The sequence below is a fragment of the Myxacorys sp. genome, from assembly GCF_059501405.1.
The window spans coordinates 41,110-58,820 of sequence record NZ_JCACCM010000026.1 but is presented as its reverse complement, the minus strand read 5'-3'; the positions used below and the strand labels follow the sequence as shown (position 1 = coordinate 58,820).

18 protein-coding genes are annotated in these 17,711 nt (G+C 49.4%); 11 read left to right on the top strand and 7 right to left on the bottom strand.

Annotation, left to right across the window (positions count from 1 at the left end; genetic code table 11):
* Nucleotides 1–90 precede the first annotated feature (90 nt).
* Nucleotides 91–237: a hypothetical protein gene (locus AC5I6P_RS02810; protein WP_495692242.1), complete on the top strand. Its 147-nt coding sequence runs from the start codon at nt 91–93 to the stop codon at nt 235–237.
* Nucleotides 238–342: 105 nt separating this feature from the next.
* Here AC5I6P_RS02810 and AC5I6P_RS02805 read toward each other — a convergent pair whose 3' ends face one another.
* The 3 genes from AC5I6P_RS02805 to AC5I6P_RS02795 all read right to left on the bottom strand — a co-directional run bounded on the left by AC5I6P_RS02805 (nt 343) and on the right by AC5I6P_RS02795 (nt 3,476).
* Nucleotides 343–1,182: a metallophosphoesterase gene (locus tag AC5I6P_RS02805; protein WP_495692241.1), complete on the bottom strand. Its 840-nt coding sequence runs from the start codon at nt 1,180–1,182 to the stop codon at nt 343–345.
* Nucleotides 1,183–1,276: 94 nt separating this feature from the next.
* Nucleotides 1,277–2,824, bottom strand: coding sequence for a mercuric reductase (locus tag AC5I6P_RS02800; RefSeq protein ID WP_495692240.1), 1,548 nt, complete (start codon nt 2,822–2,824; stop codon nt 1,277–1,279).
* A gap of 31 nt (nt 2,825–2,855) precedes the next feature.
* Nucleotides 2,856–3,476: a TVP38/TMEM64 family protein gene (locus tag AC5I6P_RS02795; RefSeq protein WP_495692239.1), complete on the bottom strand. Its 621-nt coding sequence runs from the start codon at nt 3,474–3,476 to the stop codon at nt 2,856–2,858.
* Nucleotides 3,477–3,486: 10 nt separating this feature from the next.
* On the opposite strand from AC5I6P_RS02795, the gene AC5I6P_RS02790 reads away from it, so the two are divergent.
* The 3 genes from AC5I6P_RS02790 to AC5I6P_RS02780 all read left to right on the top strand — a co-directional run bounded on the left by AC5I6P_RS02790 (nt 3,487) and on the right by AC5I6P_RS02780 (nt 4,915).
* A complete protein-coding gene (locus tag AC5I6P_RS02790) occupies nt 3,487–3,645 on the top strand; it encodes a hypothetical protein (protein ID WP_495692238.1) in 159 nt (52 codons plus the stop codon).
* A gap of 116 nt (nt 3,646–3,761) precedes the next feature.
* Nucleotides 3,762–4,196 (top strand): urease accessory protein UreE, encoded by a 435-nt coding sequence (ureE, locus tag AC5I6P_RS02785; protein WP_495692237.1) that lies wholly within the window; start codon nt 3,762–3,764, stop codon nt 4,194–4,196.
* Nucleotides 4,197–4,231: 35 nt separating this feature from the next.
* Entirely contained in the window at nt 4,232–4,915 is a 684-nt protein-coding gene (locus AC5I6P_RS02780) for an urease accessory protein UreF (protein WP_495692236.1), read from the top strand.
* A 98-nt stretch (nt 4,916–5,013) separates the two neighbouring features.
* On the opposite strand, the gene AC5I6P_RS02775 is transcribed toward AC5I6P_RS02780, so the two are convergent.
* A complete protein-coding gene (locus tag AC5I6P_RS02775; protein ID WP_495692235.1) occupies nt 5,014–6,417 on the bottom strand; it encodes a helix-turn-helix domain-containing protein in 1,404 nt (467 codons plus the stop codon).
* Nucleotides 6,418–6,765: 348 nt separating this feature from the next.
* On the opposite strand from AC5I6P_RS02775, the gene AC5I6P_RS02770 reads away from it, so the two are divergent.
* From AC5I6P_RS02770 to AC5I6P_RS02760, 3 genes are all read left to right on the top strand, one after another.
* A complete protein-coding gene (locus tag AC5I6P_RS02770) occupies nt 6,766–7,059 on the top strand; it encodes a hypothetical protein (protein WP_495692234.1) in 294 nt (97 codons plus the stop codon).
* Between the two features lie 63 nt (nt 7,060–7,122).
* Complete coding sequence (locus AC5I6P_RS02765) at nt 7,123–7,908, top strand: hypothetical protein (RefSeq protein ID WP_495692233.1); 786 nt, start codon at nt 7,123–7,125, stop codon at nt 7,906–7,908.
* 160 nt (nt 7,909–8,068) lie between these two features.
* Nucleotides 8,069–8,872, top strand: a complete 804-nt coding sequence (locus AC5I6P_RS02760; protein WP_495692232.1) for a hypothetical protein — start codon at nt 8,069–8,071, stop codon at nt 8,870–8,872.
* Nucleotides 8,873–8,885: 13 nt separating this feature from the next.
* Here AC5I6P_RS02760 and AC5I6P_RS02755 read toward each other — a convergent pair whose 3' ends face one another.
* Together AC5I6P_RS02755 and csaB are read right to left on the bottom strand one after the other, a co-directional pair.
* Entirely contained in the window at nt 8,886–10,718 is a 1,833-nt protein-coding gene (locus AC5I6P_RS02755) for a hypothetical protein (protein WP_495692231.1), read from the bottom strand.
* A gap of 205 nt (nt 10,719–10,923) precedes the next feature.
* Nucleotides 10,924–11,952 (bottom strand): polysaccharide pyruvyl transferase CsaB, encoded by a 1,029-nt coding sequence (gene csaB, locus AC5I6P_RS02750; RefSeq protein WP_495692230.1) that lies wholly within the window; start codon nt 11,950–11,952, stop codon nt 10,924–10,926.
* 103 nt (nt 11,953–12,055) lie between these two features.
* Between csaB and AC5I6P_RS02745 the strand changes: the two genes are divergently transcribed.
* From AC5I6P_RS02745 to AC5I6P_RS02730, 4 genes are read left to right on the top strand one after another with little or no spacing between them, the layout of a single operon-like run.
* Nucleotides 12,056–12,364, top strand: coding sequence for a DUF2499 domain-containing protein (locus tag AC5I6P_RS02745; RefSeq protein WP_495692229.1), 309 nt, complete (start codon nt 12,056–12,058; stop codon nt 12,362–12,364).
* 60 nt (nt 12,365–12,424) lie between these two features.
* The gene (locus tag AC5I6P_RS02740; RefSeq protein WP_495692228.1) at nt 12,425–12,730 is read left to right on the top strand and encodes a DUF3593 domain-containing protein; all 306 of its coding nucleotides are present in this window, start codon (nt 12,425–12,427) and stop codon (nt 12,728–12,730) included.
* A complete protein-coding gene (gene tsaB, locus AC5I6P_RS02735) occupies nt 12,730–13,374 on the top strand; it encodes a tRNA (adenosine(37)-N6)-threonylcarbamoyltransferase complex dimerization subunit type 1 TsaB (RefSeq protein WP_495692227.1) in 645 nt (214 codons plus the stop codon). Before AC5I6P_RS02740 ends, tsaB begins: the two co-directional genes overlap by 1 nt.
* A gap of 22 nt (nt 13,375–13,396) precedes the next feature.
* The gene (locus AC5I6P_RS02730) at nt 13,397–13,879 is read left to right on the top strand and encodes an ureidoglycolate lyase (protein ID WP_495692226.1); all 483 of its coding nucleotides are present in this window, start codon (nt 13,397–13,399) and stop codon (nt 13,877–13,879) included.
* Nucleotides 13,880–13,968: 89 nt separating this feature from the next.
* On the opposite strand, the gene AC5I6P_RS02725 is transcribed toward AC5I6P_RS02730, so the two are convergent.
* A complete protein-coding gene (locus AC5I6P_RS02725; RefSeq protein ID WP_495692225.1) occupies nt 13,969–17,556 on the bottom strand; it encodes an alkaline phosphatase in 3,588 nt (1,195 codons plus the stop codon).
* Nucleotides 17,557–17,711 lie beyond the last annotated feature (155 nt).

The following is a 17,711-nucleotide window of genomic DNA, read 5'->3' as shown; positions in this document are numbered from 1 at the left end:
TGATCATGCATTATGGCTCTACCATACGTCCTAACCTGGATTAGTAGGGCTATATTAGAAACTGCTTGTGGACGGATGCAGAGGAGTCTAATGAGCGATTGGAGCAGCGATCGCTTAATCTATCTGATCCGCACTCCGAAACCCAAACGTTTAATTCTGCCGCCCCTCTTGGAGACGCTTAAGCGTTTCCCGCGTTTTGACATCCATAGCCACTTTCTCTCTACTTATCTCTTTTAGCTCAAAAAAGTATTGCTAGATGGATTTTTGTAGGGTGTTTGTGCTGTCTAATTGTTTGAAGAAATGAAGATGAAGAGTACACAATTTTGCTATAAAAATCTGAATTCACGCTAATTCAGATCGCGTCAATCGAATGACGGTTACTTCAGGCGGACAGAACAATCGACCCGGAAAATAGGTGCCCAACCCGCGATTGACGTATAGACGATTGTTGCCGACCTGATGATAGCCTCTCACCCACTCCCAGTGCTTCATCACGCGATGACAGGCTGCTAAAACTGGAAACCTGCGTCTTACCCGTCCGGGCAGATAGCGGTAAGCTTGAGCGCAACGCATAGAGATGTTTCCAACTCCAGGAAGAATTATCTGTCCGCCGTGGCTATGCCCTGAAAGCTGCAAATCGACGCGCCATTGCTGTAACGATTCGGCACAGTCGGGATTGTGCGCTAAGACAATTCGAGGAATGTTTGGCAGGTGATCCATCAATCCTGCGATCGCTTTATAGTCAGACGACCAAAGATCAGCCAGTCCAACTAATGCCAGTTCTTCCCCGATCGGATAAGCAACCTGATTCCAAAGAACCTGCACATCAATTCTTGTGAGGGCATCGACGATCGCACCCCGGCTCCCTCGTCGATGTAAGTCATGATTGCCCAAAATTGCATAAATCCCCAAGGACGGCTGCAATAACTTCAGTCGCAGTACCAGTTCGTGAATCGGGGTTGGATCATCTGTCACAAAATCTCCAGTGATCACCACAAAATCAGGTTCAGCTTCATTGGCAGCGTTGATCGCTTGCATTAATAAGTCATCTGACAGCCGCAGCCCGTCATAATGCAGATCAGAGAGTTGAACAATCGTAGTTCCGATCAGATGCGGGGATAGATCCGTGATCGCAATCTCCAACGTTTCAACGCTCAATCCTTGGGTAAAAATTGGCTGCATAGACTCCGTCCCTTAAAGGAGCTTTCAGCTTAGCAAAGACAGCCAACTCCTAATGATGAAGGGATGATGAGAACAGCGGTGAAGGGATAAAGATTTAGGAGAGCTTGGTCAGAATGCTGAGAAGTTTCTGGGTCCTTGGTGACAGCAACGTACGACGGTAAGCGTCAGCGGCTTGTTTGATTGCTCCAGCTTGAGTGGGGTAGGGATGAATCACACTCGAAAGAGTATTGAGACCGAGTTTACCCACGATCGCTAACGTAACCTCGCTAATCATCTCGCCTGCATGACGCGCTACGATCGTGGCTCCCAAGATTTGATCAGAGCCTTTTTTGTGCAGAATTTTGACAAATCCGTTTGTTTCGCCATCTGCGATCGCGCGATCAACCTCCTCCAGCAAAATCTCAATCGTTTCTACCTCAATGCCCTGTTTCTGTGCCTCGTGCTCATAAAGTCCCACATGAGCAATTTCGGGATCGGTATATGTCACCCACGGCATGACTAAACTACTGAGTTTCGAGCGACCCAACCCAAACGGAGAAAAGAACGCATTTTTGATCACAATCCGAGCTGCCGCATCAGCGGCGTGAGTAAATTTCCAATCCATGCAAATATCGCCAGCAGCAAAAATGTGGGGATTTGTGGTTTGCAAATGGTCGTTGACTTTGACCCCTTTGTGTTTGTCATATTCAACGCCGACCCCTTCAAGATTCAAGCCTTCTACATTCGGCGATCGTCCCGCGCCCACCAAAATTTCATCTACCGTTAGCGTGTGTGACTCCCCATCTTGGCTAACGTGAAGCACTTTTCCGTCCGCCGTTTGCTCAACTCGCTCAACAGTCGCACCTAACATGAGCTGAATGCCTTCTCGAATGAAGGTCTGTTGCACAATCTCTGCGGCATCTCCATCTTCGCGATCGAGAATGTGAGGACTCTTATGGATCAACACAACTTCCGATCCCAACCGACGAAACGCTTGAGCCAATTCAGATCCAATGGGTCCACCCCCAATCACCGCCAACCATCGGGGACGCTCCGTTAGCGCAAATACGGTTTCATTGTTAAGGTAATCCACTTCGGATAATCCTGGAATGGAAGGATGCGCGGCTCTTGCGCCTGTCGCAATTACGGCTTTTTTGTAGCGAAGAGTTTGATCCCCTAGGTCTGGATTGCTGACAATGACGGTCTGATTGTCGCCAAATTTTGCTTCTCCTAAAAACACATCTACACCGAGCTTGCGAAATCGCTCGGCAGAATCGTTGGGACTAATGCTCGATCGCAGCTTTCGCATCCGCTCCATGACGGCTGCAAAGTCAACCTCAACCTGTTCTGGCGGCATCACGCCAAACCGTTCCGCTTCCCAAAACTCTGATACCACACGCGACGAGCGAATTATGCATTTAGAGGGCACACAACCTACATTGAGGCAGTCCCCACCCATCAAATGTTTTTCAATCAGCGCCACCTTTAGCCCGACTCCAATACCAGCGGCTATACCTGCAACGACTAGCCCCGCCGTGCCTGCCCCAATCACGACTAAATCGTAGCGATCGCTAGGAGTTGGATTCGTCCAATCTAGAGGATGCACCTGGGAAACTAAGTGCTCATTGTAAACATCTGCTGGAGAGATCAAGGACTGCGACATAACAAACTCCTGTCCGCTAGAAACCAAAAAATTACGACTGATCAAGATTAGTATTTTGTTCGAGGGCTTTACGAGCAATGCGAGTGACATAAAGTGTAACGGCAACGGTTGCAATCAATCCGAGAATCCGACTGATCCATTGTGCTTTCTGAGCCTCCGGGTTAGTGGCCTGCGCCGTTCCGATCGTTGCCAAACTTCCGGCTAAAGAACCAATGTAGACATATAAGATTGTGCCTGGAATCATGCCGACACAGCCTAAGATATAGTCTTTGAGCAACACTTGGGTAACGCCAAACGCATAGTTAAGGAGATTGAATGGAAAAACGGGAGACAGACGAGTCAAGATCACAATCTTTAGTCCTTCTCTAGCAACCGCTTCGTCAATCGCCTTGAATTTAGAATTATTTTCGATCTGTTTAGCAACCCAACCACGGGCGAGATAGCGCCCAATCAAAAAAGCGAGTGTCGCACCGAGAGTTGCACCTATAAACACATAAACCGAGCCCAAAACAACGCCAAAGACAACGCCTGCACTCAACGTTAGGATTGAACCAGGAACAAAAAATATTGCTGCGAGAATATAGATGCCGATGAATACAATGACACCTGTAGCCCCAAGATTTTGAATCCAAAGTAGAGTATTCTGAAGCACTGTTTGAGGAATGGAATGTTTACAACAAAATAATAATTTAGCAATGATGGTGATGTCATGGTTTGAGGAAGAACTGCGAAGCGATCCAAAGGAGCTTGCAAAGCGATCGCAGGTTCAACCTAAATTCATGGCGGTCGAGATTGACGGGTCACACCAACCTCTAGAATAGTTCCTAACTGGCATGGAATGAATGGAATAATTAAAGCGATTTTGATTCTTGGAAGCTTGGTGGAGCCAGTCGCGCTGCCAGAATGATATAGACAACAGGTTGTTTGGAGATGAGTTGTGATTGTGTTTACTCGACGATTATCAGATCAACCGTGCAAAAAGGCTGAGTATTGTTTATCGCTCACGGCTGAAGAACGCCTGCGATCGCGCCATGCCTACCAAACGGATGAGGGACAATCCGTGTATCTCAACTTGCCGAGAGGAACCGCGCTCAAAGATGGCGATTGGCTGCAATCTGATGCTGGAGATGTCGCTCAAGTGTTTGCCAAACCAGAACCTGTTCTGACGGTAACAGCAACAACCTCTTTAGCTCTGCTGCAAGCGGCCTATCATCTTGGAAATCGCCATGTCCCGTTGGAGATTACAAATTCTTTTTTAAGACTGTCGCCTGATTCTGTCTTGCAAAAGTTACTCTTGCATCGTGGGCTGCATGTGCTGGAAGAGATCGCTCCTTTTCAACCTGAGACAGGAGCCTATGAGCATCAGCATTAGGGGAATCGGGTCATGAAGGGGCGAGTGATTTAACGATGCAAACTCAAAATCGGACTCAAAACCATAGGCTCCTACGCTTGCTTCAACTTGCCAGTCCAGTGCTGCCTGTAGGAGCGTATAGCTATTCGGAGGGAATTGAAGCGCTGGTTCAACAGGACACGATAGGAATTGCCAATGCCGCCCATCTAGAGCAGTGGCTGATGGAAGAATTACAGTATGGTGCGGTACGGCTTGAAGCGGCAATTATGGTGCGGGCATATCGTGCTGTCGTTGCTCAAGACCTAATTGCTTTGGAAGCGTGGAATGATTGGTTATCGGCGGCGCGAGAAACTGAAGAACTGCGATCGCAGAGTCTGCAAATGGGCCGTTCTCTGCTTCGCCTGTTTCAAACGCTCTCGCCTGAGACGTCTCTTCCATCTCAATGTCACTTTGCGATCGCGTTTGGTCTGGTTGCTGCGACTTGGCAGATTGACGTAGAGTGGGCAACGCTTGGCTACTTGCACAGTTGGGCTACTAATCTTGTCAGCGCAGGCATCAAACTGATTCCTCTCGGACAAACGGCGGGACAGCAATTGCTCTTCAATTTGGAACCTTCGATTGAATGCGCGGCGCAAAACATTCTCACCTTGCAAGACAATGACTTAAGCAGCTGTGGCTGGGGACTAACTCTAGCAAGCATGGCTCACGAAACCCTTTATAGTCGCTTGTTTCGGAGTTAATACATCTCTTCCCCGAAAGAATACTGGCTACAGGTGGAGGTTGGTAAGAGCACAACAGCGCCATGTCCCCACCTGAATTTGTTGTATTGGTGAATATATCACACCCGATCGCACTCTTTTTCTACTTCTGCTTCAATGCGGTTCAGAAGCTGATCCGTGACATATTTCATCACAACAGGCTGTAAGGTAAACGAGCCAGCCCTTTTTTCAATCAGCGATCGCTGTTTCAGTGACAACAATGCTCCTAACAAAGTCGAGGAAGAGATAGGAACAAAATCATCGCGTAGTGCCGCGAACGATGCCCAGTCTTGATGAACTGCTAGCCAATACAAAACCTGTTTTTCTAAATCGGACAATCGCTGAAACTGTTCGTCCAGCAACTCATAGATATCGCTAAACGTGATTGTGCCTTGCACTAAAAAGGTTGTGATATTGCCATCAAACAGATCGCGAACGGCAGTCGCCACGACCTTGAGCGCAAACGGATTACCAGAATAGTACTTTGCTAACTCAATCCAATCAGTTTGGGTTTCAGCAAAACAGCCATCCGCTTGAACAAGTTCTCGAATCTCCAGTGGATTTAATCCCGTCAACGTTAGAGTACGGATAGGTGAAGCCTTGCCTTCCAAAGACATTAACGTTTTGGGCTTCTCTCGACTCGTTAACACCAAACAACTGGCGTGATGTTCGCTACCGATTCGTCGCAGCAAATCCTCATAGTCCTCATATCCTTCTCGGTATTGCCCTGCTGGAGTCTTCTCTAAAATAGATTCGACATGATCTAAAATCAGCAGACAGCGTGACGAGCGGAGGTAGCCCATCACTTGAGAGATTTGAGTATCAATTGAGGATGCCGGTTGGGTTTCTCGTCCGTGTGACAGGACATGAATCCATGTTGGCAATAGCTCTGCGATCGCAGGCGCATTCCGCAACGATTGCCAAATCACCACATCAAATTTGTCTTGACACTGTTCAGCAAACTTGGCGGCTAAAGCAGTTTTACCCATGCCTCCCATGCCCGCGATCGTCACCAACCGACACCGTTGCGAAGCAGTTCCCCCTAGGTAATCGCGCAAAATCCACTGTTGCAGGAGCGCGAGTTCTTGACTACGACCGTAGAAGACAGACACATCCAACACTTCTTCCCAATGCTGACGGCGAACAGGAAGGGTAACTCTAGTTCCAAAAGCCCTATCATTCTTGCTCAATCGCGCCATTGGTACAGCGCTCTTAGGAGATGGTTCAGGATGTTGCTGAGCATATCGCCGCAGCACAGCCTGAAGATTCTTCTTGGTGACTAACTCTTCCATCTCTTGACTGAGTTGCCGCCATAATTGAGAACCCACATCTCGAATATGACCCGTATCGTAACCGAGATGATCTGCGATCGCCGGATACGTCCAGCCTTGCCAAGAATAACGAAAGATCTGCTCCTGAACATCTCTTAGCTTTTGTCCTTGCAGCACTCGATCAAGCAAGACTAAAGCTTCCTCTACTGTCATGGAAACGACCCTCATCTACTAGTCATCTCTATATTCATGATCAACTTGCTCACTTTATGCACGTTGTGTGATGCAATAACAACATCAAGACTAAAGCTGCGATTTCGATTGCTCAAGCGTTTGCAAAACCTCGTATTTTAGCCAGTTGCAGTAGAAACAGCAGTACCCAAATGGTGAACAAGTAACCCGATCGTTTCTGATCATTGATCCGATCGTTTCCGACTGCCAAAGCAAGTTCTGATTTTTATGGTTGAAGAGTGCTGATATCAGTCAGCCAATCAAACAACATCAGAGGTCGAAATGGCTAAATTTTCTTCACGGACAACTAGGTGCGTACAAACGGTTCTAGTGCTCTTAACCCTTTCCATTCCACTCACAAGTCAGGTTGCGATCGCGCTAGATGATATCAATGATGCGACGTGCAATCTTCCATTTGATAGCTATTGCACTTACGGCGGACCCTATGATGAGCCTCGTGGTGGCGATCGTGATGCTCCTGATCCTCCAGAACCGTACCATCCACCAAGCCAACCTGCTCCTCAACCTGCTCCCCAACCTGTTCCTCAACCTGCTCCTCAACCAAGTGGCAGCGATATCCCTCCAATTTGCCTCAAAAAGCCTGACTTGCCTCAGTGTCTGTAAGCACACATTGCTCGAACAACTTCCAAACGACAAACAACCCATCAAACCAACACGGAGAATTTTATGACTCAAACAGAACTCAAAACCACACTCCAATCTCAAGTAAAGCGGTTTACCCTCAGCGATTCCGAAGGCGTTACCAAAATCGCCTTCTTTCCTCAAGCGCCTCTTCCAACGCTGCCTGGCTCAGCTCGGCTCGACTATCGTGGTCTAGAAGGTGGGTTTACCTTTGTTGGAGATGACATTGCTCAGCAGCAAAGCCCCCTTGGGTTACTCATCACTGTGATTCTAGAACCTGATGTAGACGCAGGAGAACTGGCGCTGACGCTCATTCTTCCTCCAGTTAACTTGGCAGGTCAGAAGCAACAGGACTTTGCAACCGTGGCAATTAAAACTCGGAGCTTAGGCTTTGTCGTAGATCGATCTGGCGCACAACTCAAATACAGAGTTCTGAGCTTAACAGGCGTTGCGGATGGCGTCCTTCTTCCACCCATTTCAAATCAACGGTCAAGCGATCTTACTCAACAAAGCGTTACCGTCACCGCCGTCAACCTGACGCTTCTAGAAAGCCATCCGCCCCAGTTGCAAATCATTGCACGGGGCACAGTTCCTTCGACAGGTTGGACAAATCCTCAACTGATTCCCCTGGTCTACGTCCAAGCGCCGCCCGACTGCATCTATGACTTTGAATTTGTGGCGACCCCTCCTACAGACCCGGCAGCACAAGTGATTACTCCTATCGTTGCCAAGTATCGGTTTCCGGCTCAAGGGCTAAGAGGAGTTCGAGTCAATGGAATCAAAGCTCTGCTAAACAGAGATTTATCGGACTGCGGAATGGCTGAAATATAAAGCCATTAACCACTGCAAAGCTGATTCAAGATTAACGTGCATGATTTTGAATCAGAAATTGCAAACAGATGAGAATCGATTGAGTAATAAAGATTCTCTCGCCATTCAATCAATTTGCGATTACTGATTAACCCAACTCAAATACAAAGGAAACAACATTATGGTGAGCTTACGTAGACAACTGCGCAAGATTGCGATTAATGGTTTACGCAATTCTCTAGGAATCGCAAGCTTAGCTTTACTGACGCTGCTCGGTACTTACAGTCTGGCCTTCGCTGCGCCTGACTGTGACAAAACTCCAGATGCGCCTATCTGTAATGGTGGCGATCCGAAGCCCAAGCCTAAACCCAAACCCCAACCCATTCCTCAACCCGCTCCTGCGCCTGTCAACTATCCCGCCGCGATTCAGTTCATTCTGCAACGGTCTGACCTGATTGAACAAACGATCGATACCGTTTGGAGAGAGTTTGGCAAAGGGGTTGCCGCACAGAAAATAAAAGAGGAACTCAACGGTAAACGGGTTGGAAAGGGCATGAGAATTAAAGATGTGAACGTGAATCTGAGAGATATCACGGTCAAGGAAGTAAAACCAGGTCCGGCTCCCAACCAAGTGAGTGTCAGACTCGTGATTCCACAGAACAATGAGGAGTTTCACGTGAGTGTCCCCATCGTGCCAGATCCATCTTTTAGAGTAAGGCACACACTGACAATGAATCTCACGTTATCGGTAGACAACTCTAGCGAGCCGATCAAAGTGAATCAACTTAGGGTTCAAGTTAGTGATGCAGACGTTAGCGGTTCTAACCTAATTGGAACGCTAGTTAAAGCAGTTGGCGACCTGTTTACCGGAGGAAGCTTCAGCAACAATTTAGAGTCTCGCATCAACCAAGACATTAATCTGACCCGACAATTGGGTGGAGTGATCAAGTCTGCGATCGATCGCTTACCCATTCCTCGCGGTTAATTGTCTTTCTAGATCAACGACCTACTTTTTTCGGAAACGATGGGAGATCAACGGCTGCCAGAGATGGCAGCTTTTTCTGCGATCGCGTCGGATACACCACCGGCGAGGGTGCGTTGCCAGAGGAAGCCGCTACTCCAGCTTGCTCTAACGGTACAGACTGCTTTCCAGAAGAATTTAGTGTGATGAACGGAGACGATCCTTGAGCGTGATTCTCAAAGGTGACAAACGAAGCACTCTTGCTCTCTTCGTTCTTGCTCTCTTCATTGCGCTCTGCGAGCATCGCATTTGCATCTAACGAGGTGGATGCAGGTTCATCGACCTTGCACAATTTGCCAATCTCAAGCTGGTCAACTTCAAGCCCATCTTGAGCTGCAGGATCGTCACTGACAGCCACTTCACCACGGTCGTCTCCAGTCCGATCGATAGCGTCAAGCTGGGCAGCAATGCCTTCTGCGACAAACCGATCCGATTGTTCAGAAGAGGCTGTTGGTTCTAAAGAAATTGGGGCTGGCCGTTGAACTTCCGCAGTACGTTGAACTTTCCCAGCCCGAAGGACGGGAGGCATCTCCGGTGGGGTGAATAGTTGAATTCCACGCTGAAGGTCAGCTAATTCTGAAGAGGCGTGCTTGATGGTGTAACTCAGCGCGTTAGCTTTAGGAATCGGCGCAATGACGCAGTCCTCCGAACTTCGCTCTACAAAACTCTGCGGAGCCTGAGCGCGAACAGTACGTGGAGCGGCATTGAGTTCGTCTTCCAAGCTGTGCAAGGCTGCCATCGAATCGTGCGACGCTTGGAGAGTTGAGCCTAACAAGGATTGTCCTTCTGATAACTCAAAGGAGTCAGAGGGCAGGTCTGTCATCCAGGATGTTTCGGCTAACAGCTCGGCTGTCCATGATGCCTGATCTCGCGAGGTAACTTGCTCTTCTAGGGTCGTCTCATCGGCATCAAACGTTGGGAATCCGGGTGAGGCTGACCACGGTTGAACTGGCTGCGATTTGACAAAGGCGATCGAGGAGTCTGAGAGATCCCCCTCTTCGTCTACAAGCTCAACCTGTTCTGGCAGATGCACTGGAGCGTGAGCCGGGGCATCCAAGCACTTCTCAAGCGCAGCTTTGAATTGCAATGTGTAGCGCTGCTGACGATGCAGGCGCGATCGCAGATCCCGACAGAGGATCTCAGCTTGCCGCGTTCCTTGCAGCTGTTCACTGTAGCGTTGCTGCGTCAGGGCGCATTCCCGCTCTAGCTGGGCAACTTGTTCTTGACTCGATTCAAGCTGAGCGGTGAGGGTTTCGACCAAAATCTGCTGCTTCTGAGCGCTTTGATGAGCGTTCTCTAATTCTTGAAAAAGCTGAGTCAGATGCTCTTGAGCCGTGACTAGCTCTTGAGTACGCTGGACGATCTGCACGTCTTGCTCCCGAATGCGCTGTCCGGCGAAGTCTAAATCTTTGCGGAGTTTAGCAATCAAAGCCACATGCTCGCGCGATCGCTGCTGAGCGCTGGCATACTGCGCGCCTGCTAAGGTTTCTAATCGTTCTGTTTCGCTCTGTCGTAAGATTTCAGAGTGAGCCAAGGCAGCTTCTAAGCTACTAACGTACTCCTGCAACTCCCCATTTTGCCGTTCTAATTCTTGGATACGATCGGCTTTGCCAAGCTCCGACGGATCGGTGGGTTCAGCATAAGGAAGCGCATCGACTGGAATCGCGTCTGGAAAATCCACTGTTGTCCATTCTTCATCGGTTTGGGGCGCGATGGCAGCAATCCCTTCCTCGGTTGGCTGAGAAGCGTCCTGATCCGGATTGGACTCAAACAAATTAGAGGAGTTGTTAGGGATTTCAGCTTCACTCATTGCTTTTAAAACCTAAGAAAATGCGGTGTCCAGGCGAGTAACGAATCTCTACAAGAGACTCAGCTATTAGTTATAGCGACAGTTCAAGAGAATAGAACATATTCTTAAAAAAATCTGTCAAGCTAACAACTAAATTTTGTTAAGCTGGCACTTAAATGTATCAGCAAGCAAAACAATATTAACGGGATTAAAGAACAAATTACGCTTAAACTCTTAAGATTTCCTGATGCATGAAGGCGCGATCGACAAGAGATTGCCGCTGGTCGTCTGAGAGGGCCTCTCCATTCGCATACTCTTCTAGCCACAGTTGGCTAATCTGATTGGCGGTTTGCGGCAATTCTGAGAGTTCGCAGCCTGGTAATTCTAACTGCGTTATCAGTTGACTCACTTTAGGGTCATAGCTGAGAGCAAACGTGCGACATCCTTCTGCGGCTGCCATAATCACGCCATGCAATCGCATTGCGATCGCCATTTCCACACCTCGAAATACCCCTTTTAACGATTGCGGATCGTCGAGCATCAGAATTCGACTTTCTCCGGGCAATTGAGGCTGAATCGTTTGCGCGATCGCCAGATCTTGACTCGCCTGAAAGGGAACCAACAATATACACACCTGAGTTGCTTTCTGAAAGTCGATCAAGGCGCGAGTTAAAAGATGCAATCGATCGGGCGTGAGTAGGGGATGCGATCGCAAGTTCACCGCCACTCGCGGCGCAGGCAAATCCCACAAGCCTTCAACCGGAGTTGACTCCATCGCCCACACCGGATCGGGCGCAAGCAGAAACGGAATCTTCCACTCGTGCAGCAGCGCCGCCGAACCGCGATCGCGCACACTCACTGCCGTACAGTTGCGGAAGACCTGTTTTGCCGACCAGCGATTGAATGAGCGATGAATTGGACCAATGCCCTGCGCCCATGCGATCGTCTTTAGCCCCATAATTTGCGCGATGGCCATCAACCCGGTGTAGTAAACCGGACTCAGCGCACTAGTCGCATCTTGAATCAGACTTCCGCCGCCCCAAATAAACAGATCGGCAGTGCGAAGCGCCCGGATCACGGCTGTGAGAGACTTACGATCGCAGCTTTCAATCCCGTAGCGATCGCGGGTTTGCTCAGGATTACCCGACAGCACCACTGGCTCAACCTCAGGAGGTAACATTTGCAGCAGCGAAGCCAGCAACGCTTCGTCGCCACCATTGCCCATGCCGTAGTAACCACACAAAACAGCCCGCATAATAGAAGGAATAATAGGGTTCCTCAAACCTTACACTATCCTTGATCCCTGTTGTCTAACCTAGTTATCTAAACCTAGTTGTCTAATCCAACGGTTCAACCTTATGCACGCGCTTTCAATTCCAACTTGGGTGATTCATGTTTCCAGCGTCATTGAATGGATTGCGGCAATCTGGCTGATCTGGCGCTATGCCGAGGTCAGTGGCGATTCGACCTGGCGATCGCTCTCGTTTGGAATGCTGCCTGCTTTGGTCAGCGCTATGTGTGCCTGCACTTGGCATTTCTTCGACAATTCTCCGTCTCTCGAATGGCTGGTCACCCTGCAAGCGGCTATGACGGTAGTGGGAAATTGCACCGTTGCGATCGCGGCTTGGTGGATCTGGCGCGGCAGCAAAAAGCTAGAAAAAAGCTAACTTCACTCCTCCTTGCGTCAGCGTTGCCATAAAGCATCCCTCATCCCTCATTCTTTTTCCATGTCCAAAGAATCCCTCTTCGCCCTCTCCCTCTTCCCTTATCTCGCTTTCCTCTGGTTCCTCACTCGCTCTGGCAAAACGCCCAGACTTGCCCTGATTGGCTTCTACATGCTCCTTGTATTTGTCGTTGTCACAATTCCAGCAGGCATTTACGCGAAGGTCGCGTATGGAGAGCAACTCGCTAACATTGATTGGCTCCACGGTGCAGCAGAATTCTTTCTCACGTTGTCTAATATCCTGGTTGTTCTCGGATTTCGGCAAGCCATCATCGACAAAACCCAGTCCTCTGACTCTAAACCCGTTTAATGTCATCCCGTTACACCCTCGCGATTCATACCAGCAGTCCAGATTTAGGATTGGCAATTTCAGATGGTGCAGGAAACCTTCGCCAGCAGGTTTGGCCTTTGGGGCGAGAACAGTCAAATCTCATGCATCATCATCTACAAGCGTTTCTCCAACCTCAAACGTGGGCGGAGTTGAGCGCTCTTGCCGTAGCGATCGGTCCTGGCGGATTTACCGGAACTCGGATCGGCGTTGTGTTGGCAAGAACCTTGGCACAGCAGCTACAGATCCCCTTATTTGGTGTGTCAAGCTTAGCGGCAATTGCTCAGCAAGAAGCGGATCGTTTGTCCCGCCGTGTGCTTCCTTCGGAGTTGCCCTTTGGGCAAATGGCGGTTCAAATGCCTGCCCAGCGAGGACAACTTTTTACTGGGATCTATCAAGTTTCAGATCAGTTCACGGTCATGCAATCTGATGCTGTTATGACTGAAGCAGTGTGGCAAGAAACCTTGGCAACCTTAGAGAAACCCTATCATCTTGTCAAAGCTGAATCGAACCAGGGTGATTACGTCGCCGGTGTTTTAGAACTTGCTCATCGAGCACAAACCGCCGGACATCAGCCAAATTGGTCAGACGTTCTACCCTTCTATGGACAACATCCCATAGAGTAACGCTGAAGAGCAACGCTTACCCATGACCACTCACTCCCTTCAAGCGACTTGGATTACTTCAGAAGCGTTTTATCCCTTTGGGCAACTGATTCGCGCTGCTGACGATGGCGCACCTTATGGCACAAAAGATGCTCAACTGCACCTTCAGAATGGTATTCCTCGGTTTTACATCATGCGTCTGACACGACGCGGTCGCACCTTCGATCGCATCACCCGTCACCAGAAATGTACACAATGTCTCGGTTCATTAGCAGGGAAAGATTGGCTGTTAGCCGTTGCGCCGCCGAGTCATGACAGCCAGCCACCTCTAGACGCGATTACCGCCTTTAGAATTCCGGGGGACTGCTTTGTCAAACTTGAACTGGGTACATGGCACGCCGGGCCGTATTTCGATACCGGCTTTATCGACTTCTACAATCTGGAACTGAGCGATACGAACATCACCGATCACGACACCTGTAATCTTAAAACCGCTTATGGTGCTGCCTTCGAGATTTTGGTGTAACTAAAAAAAGCAAAGCCATCGTATGAGATAACTTTGCTAGATGTGTTGTTGACGTAATGCCAGATCGAAATGCAGTGTTGTAACTGCGGTTAGCCAAGTATTCCAAATGCACTACTCGTGAGCGTATTTGCCTGAACACCAGCCACGATTGCCAGCAATTCATTGGTGCTGCCTGCTTGAATCAACGCATTGCCTGCATTGGTTCCAGTTCCTTGCAGAATCGATAACCGACCAAAGCTCAATCCGCCCGATAAGGCAATGCGATCGCCATCTTCAAAATTGAAATCTTGGATCGTATCGGTTCCGGAGTTTTCGGCTAACACAAACAGATCTGCCCCCATGCCGCCCACGAGGATATCCGCTCCAACGCTACCAAACAGCAGATCGTTTCCAGCGCCGCCTCGGATCAGATCGTCTCCGCTCAAGCCGTTAATGGCGTCGTCGCCTCCTTGGGCGTTGATCACATCATCCGATTGGCTCAAGCCCATCACAACGTTGTCTAAATCATTGAGGAACGTGACACTGTTGCGATTGAAGATGCTGTTTCTGACTAGATCAGCATCGAACACATCGAAGCTATCTTTTATCTGAGTTTGTCCTTCAAACAATAGATTGCCTAAATCAAGCGTTGCACCAGTCGATTGGCTCAGGTTATCTAGGTCATCGAGTTTGAAGTTCCGTAGAATCGCACCAGTTGCCGCAACACCCTCAAAGCTGATGGCTAAGTCATCCCCAATTTGGGTCAGCAGCAAATTTTGAGCCGTCAAATCCGTTCCGCTAAATTTCAGCGTATCTGCTTCTGCAATTGCGCCTTCAGACGGTGCAACGCCACGACCCACACCGCCAAAGTTCACGCCTGCCAAAACCCCTTCACCTTGTTTAACCTCGACTGTTTCCTGCCCACCCTGACCATCAACTACCTCAGAAAAGCGAGTTCCAAACAGGGTTTGGTACATTAAGCGATAAATTTCGGTGTTGTCTAGCGTGCTTGGCAGTTTGTCGGCATTGAGTCCATAGGTTTTAGACACAATGCTGCCCGGAAAATCGGGCGTACCCGCCCAGGCGACCGCAAAATTTCCCATCGGACCATCCAAGCTATCCATTGCCGTCAATGACTGCCAAGGATTATCAGGACTTGCCGTGCTGCCGTTCGCACCATCCAAGAAATTCTTCGTGTTAGAGGTCGTAGGATTGACGTTAATAAATGGCACTTCTGCTTCCGTATCACCCAAGGCAGGGGTTGTAATGGCATTGCCAGAAGGACGAGTGTAAGGGGCAAACTGAAAGACTTGCAATCCACCTGCGTCGCTATCGGCGGCAGTAACCACTAGCGTGTTTGGGTCTTGCGTATCGACATAATTTTTGGCAACCCCGATCGCGGCATCTGCCCGGCGCAACCCTTCGATCGTTCCGGCGGCGTTATTGTTATTGCCGAAGTTATCGGTGCCTTCCTCTTCGACGACAGCAAAGAATCCATCAGAATCACGTTTAAGAATTTTGAGCGATGCGTCTAGCATTTCCGCAACAGTTGGCGCAGTCGCAACATAAAGCGGGCTTGGGTTAGCGGTATTTAATCCCAGTTCTTCTTCTGTGCGATCATCAAATGTATGATTTGCCGCAAACACACCCATTAACTTTTCGGGCGGAGTTGCACCCTCTACCGCTGCGTTCATCTCGTCTTCGGTGTACACCACCGTGTAGCCTAGGGACTTGGCTAAATCAATCAGATTCGTGCTGGGACGATCAGCAGGATCGTCATATTCAGCGTCAATTTCAGAGGTGACGTGAACTCCCGTTGTGCCTTTCGGAAGCAAGTAAACTTCACCGCCTGCCATGATCACATTCACACCAGAGCGAATCACCTGCTCGGCAATTTCTGCTGTCTTGTCCCGCGCCCGCGTATCATCCCCCAAGCGATTGGTGGTTTTCGCCGCAAAAGCAGCCGATCCGGGTTCGCCGATGTGACCCGATTGCAGCAGCGCCGTGGCTTTACCGGATGCGATCGCTTCATCCAAAATCGTCATCCCCGTCTTTCCAGACAACGGCACGACTGGATTGTTGCTTTTATCTAACCCAAAGGATTCAGCAAACACCTTGACCCCATTGGCATGGGTCACTGCACCCGCGTTAGAGGTTCCGGTCAACTGGTCTTCCATGTGTCCGAGGTAAACCCCAGCGTTCGACATCGTATCCCAGTTCAGTCTGCCATCGGGTCCTTGATCAATGTTTCGTAGCGCCATATAGTGCGACGGGCTGGTTCCATCGGGATGGATGAAAATGACATTTCCCGTCTCTTGGGTTGCAGCCGGGGCAGGCGTCGGAGCCGGATTGCGCGCCGCTAGTTCTGTCTCGAACAGCGTTTCATACATCAACTCATATATGCCCGTGTTGTCTACTGTAGCGGGCAGCTTTTCTGAGTTGAGTCCGTGCGCTTTAGACACGATCGACCCGCTAAAGTCTGGTGTACCTGCCCAACCGACGCCAAACGAGAAGCGATCTCCACTAGCATCGGGCACAGAAACAAAAGGTTGAGTGTCGGCTCCGGTTTGACCATCTAGCGGCGCAGAACGGCTAGGGGGATCTGTTGGTGTAGTTGGATTGACCTCAATCGTGCCAACAGTTTCAGCGCGAATCGGATCGCGCACCTGCAAGCCACCAGCATCGCTATCTGCCGCCGTTAAGAGCAGAGTATTGGGATAGCGATCGACAAAATCTAACGCCACCCCGATCGCCGCATCGGCTCGCCGCAATCCTTCGATTGTTCCAGCCGCGTTATTGTTGTTTCCAAAATTATCCGTTCCTTCTTCTTCAACGATCGTGAGTGATCCGTTGCTAAAATTCGGATGTTTTTCTGACAGTTTTTGTGTGACCTCTAGCATTTCCGCAACGGTTGGAGCCGTGGGAACATAAAGCGGAGTCGCATCGGGTTGACCCAGTTTTAGAACCTCTTCAGGCCGATCGTTAAAGGTGTGAAACGCTGCAAACACACCTAACACTTTTTGGGGAGGCGTCGGATTTTTGGCAGGATCGAGCAAGTCAAATAGCTGCTCTTTTGTATAGACGACGGTATATCCCTTATTTTTGGCTAACTCAATTAAATTTTCTGAGGGACGACTGACGGGATCAACGCTCCGCGCATCCAATTGAGCTGCCGTTTCATGGAAGCCGTCTGTGCCAACTGGGAGCATGTGAAGTTCACCGCCGCCCATAATGAAATCTACGCCAGATTCAAGCACGTCTCGCGTGATGTCTGCAAGTCGCTGCCGGGGCGGAATCCGCCGCCCATCCACTGTAATTTCTTCAACTTTAGAGACAAAAGCTGCCGTTCCGGGTTCTGCCATGAATCCTGATTGCAGCAGCGCCGTTACTTTGTTTGCATCAACGGCTTCATCCACGATCGTTTTACCAACACTACCGGATAACGACTGGACGGGAGAATTATCCGCATTTAGTCCAAACGATTCTGCGTAAACTTTTGTTCCGGTTGCGTGAGTGACTGCGCCTGCATTGGAGGTGCCGCCAAGCTGATCCTGCATGTGCCCCAAATAAACACCCGCATGATCCAGTTTGTCCCAGTTGAGGCGTCCGTCAGGACCTTGCTCAATAAATCGGGCAGCCCCAAAGTGAGATGGACTCGCTCCGTCGGGGTGAACGAAAATAACGTGATTATTTGACATGATTTTGCCCAACAAAAAGTACTGCGAAAGGAGCAACAGTGCAGTTCACAATGCGAAAAGCTAGATTGGTCAATGAGTTACTTCAGCAGAAGAGTTGCTGAATGAGCCAATATTCATTCAGCGTTGTGCGTCAAACTCAGTAAGAATTTCACAGT

Coding starts and splice junctions, on each gene's coding strand:
- AC5I6P_RS02810 (WP_495692242.1), top strand. CDS start 91: ATGAGCGATTGGAGCAGCGATCGCTTAATCTATCTGATCCGCACTCCG.
- AC5I6P_RS02805 (WP_495692241.1), bottom strand. CDS start 1,182: ATGCAGCCAATTTTTACCCAAGGATTGAGCGTTGAAACGTTGGAGATT.
- AC5I6P_RS02800 (WP_495692240.1), bottom strand. CDS start 2,824: ATGTCGCAGTCCTTGATCTCTCCAGCAGATGTTTACAATGAGCACTTA.
- AC5I6P_RS02790 (WP_495692238.1), top strand. CDS start 3,487: ATGGAATGTTTACAACAAAATAATAATTTAGCAATGATGGTGATGTCA.
- AC5I6P_RS02780 (WP_495692236.1), top strand. CDS start 4,232: ATGCAAACTCAAAATCGGACTCAAAACCATAGGCTCCTACGCTTGCTT.
- AC5I6P_RS02775 (WP_495692235.1), bottom strand. CDS start 6,417: ATGACAGTAGAGGAAGCTTTAGTCTTGCTTGATCGAGTGCTGCAAGGA.
- AC5I6P_RS02765 (WP_495692233.1), top strand. CDS start 7,123: ATGACTCAAACAGAACTCAAAACCACACTCCAATCTCAAGTAAAGCGG.
- AC5I6P_RS02760 (WP_495692232.1), top strand. CDS start 8,069: ATGGTGAGCTTACGTAGACAACTGCGCAAGATTGCGATTAATGGTTTA.
- AC5I6P_RS02755 (WP_495692231.1), bottom strand. CDS start 10,718: ATGAGTGAAGCTGAAATCCCTAACAACTCCTCTAATTTGTTTGAGTCC.
- csaB (WP_495692230.1), bottom strand. CDS start 11,952: ATGCGGGCTGTTTTGTGTGGTTACTACGGCATGGGCAATGGTGGCGAC.
- AC5I6P_RS02745 (WP_495692229.1), top strand. CDS start 12,056: ATGCACGCGCTTTCAATTCCAACTTGGGTGATTCATGTTTCCAGCGTC.
- AC5I6P_RS02740 (WP_495692228.1), top strand. CDS start 12,425: ATGTCCAAAGAATCCCTCTTCGCCCTCTCCCTCTTCCCTTATCTCGCT.
- tsaB (WP_495692227.1), top strand. CDS start 12,730: ATGTCATCCCGTTACACCCTCGCGATTCATACCAGCAGTCCAGATTTA.
- AC5I6P_RS02730 (WP_495692226.1), top strand. CDS start 13,397: ATGACCACTCACTCCCTTCAAGCGACTTGGATTACTTCAGAAGCGTTT.
- AC5I6P_RS02725 (WP_495692225.1), bottom strand. CDS start 17,556: ATGTCAAATAATCACGTTATTTTCGTTCACCCCGACGGAGCGAGTCCA.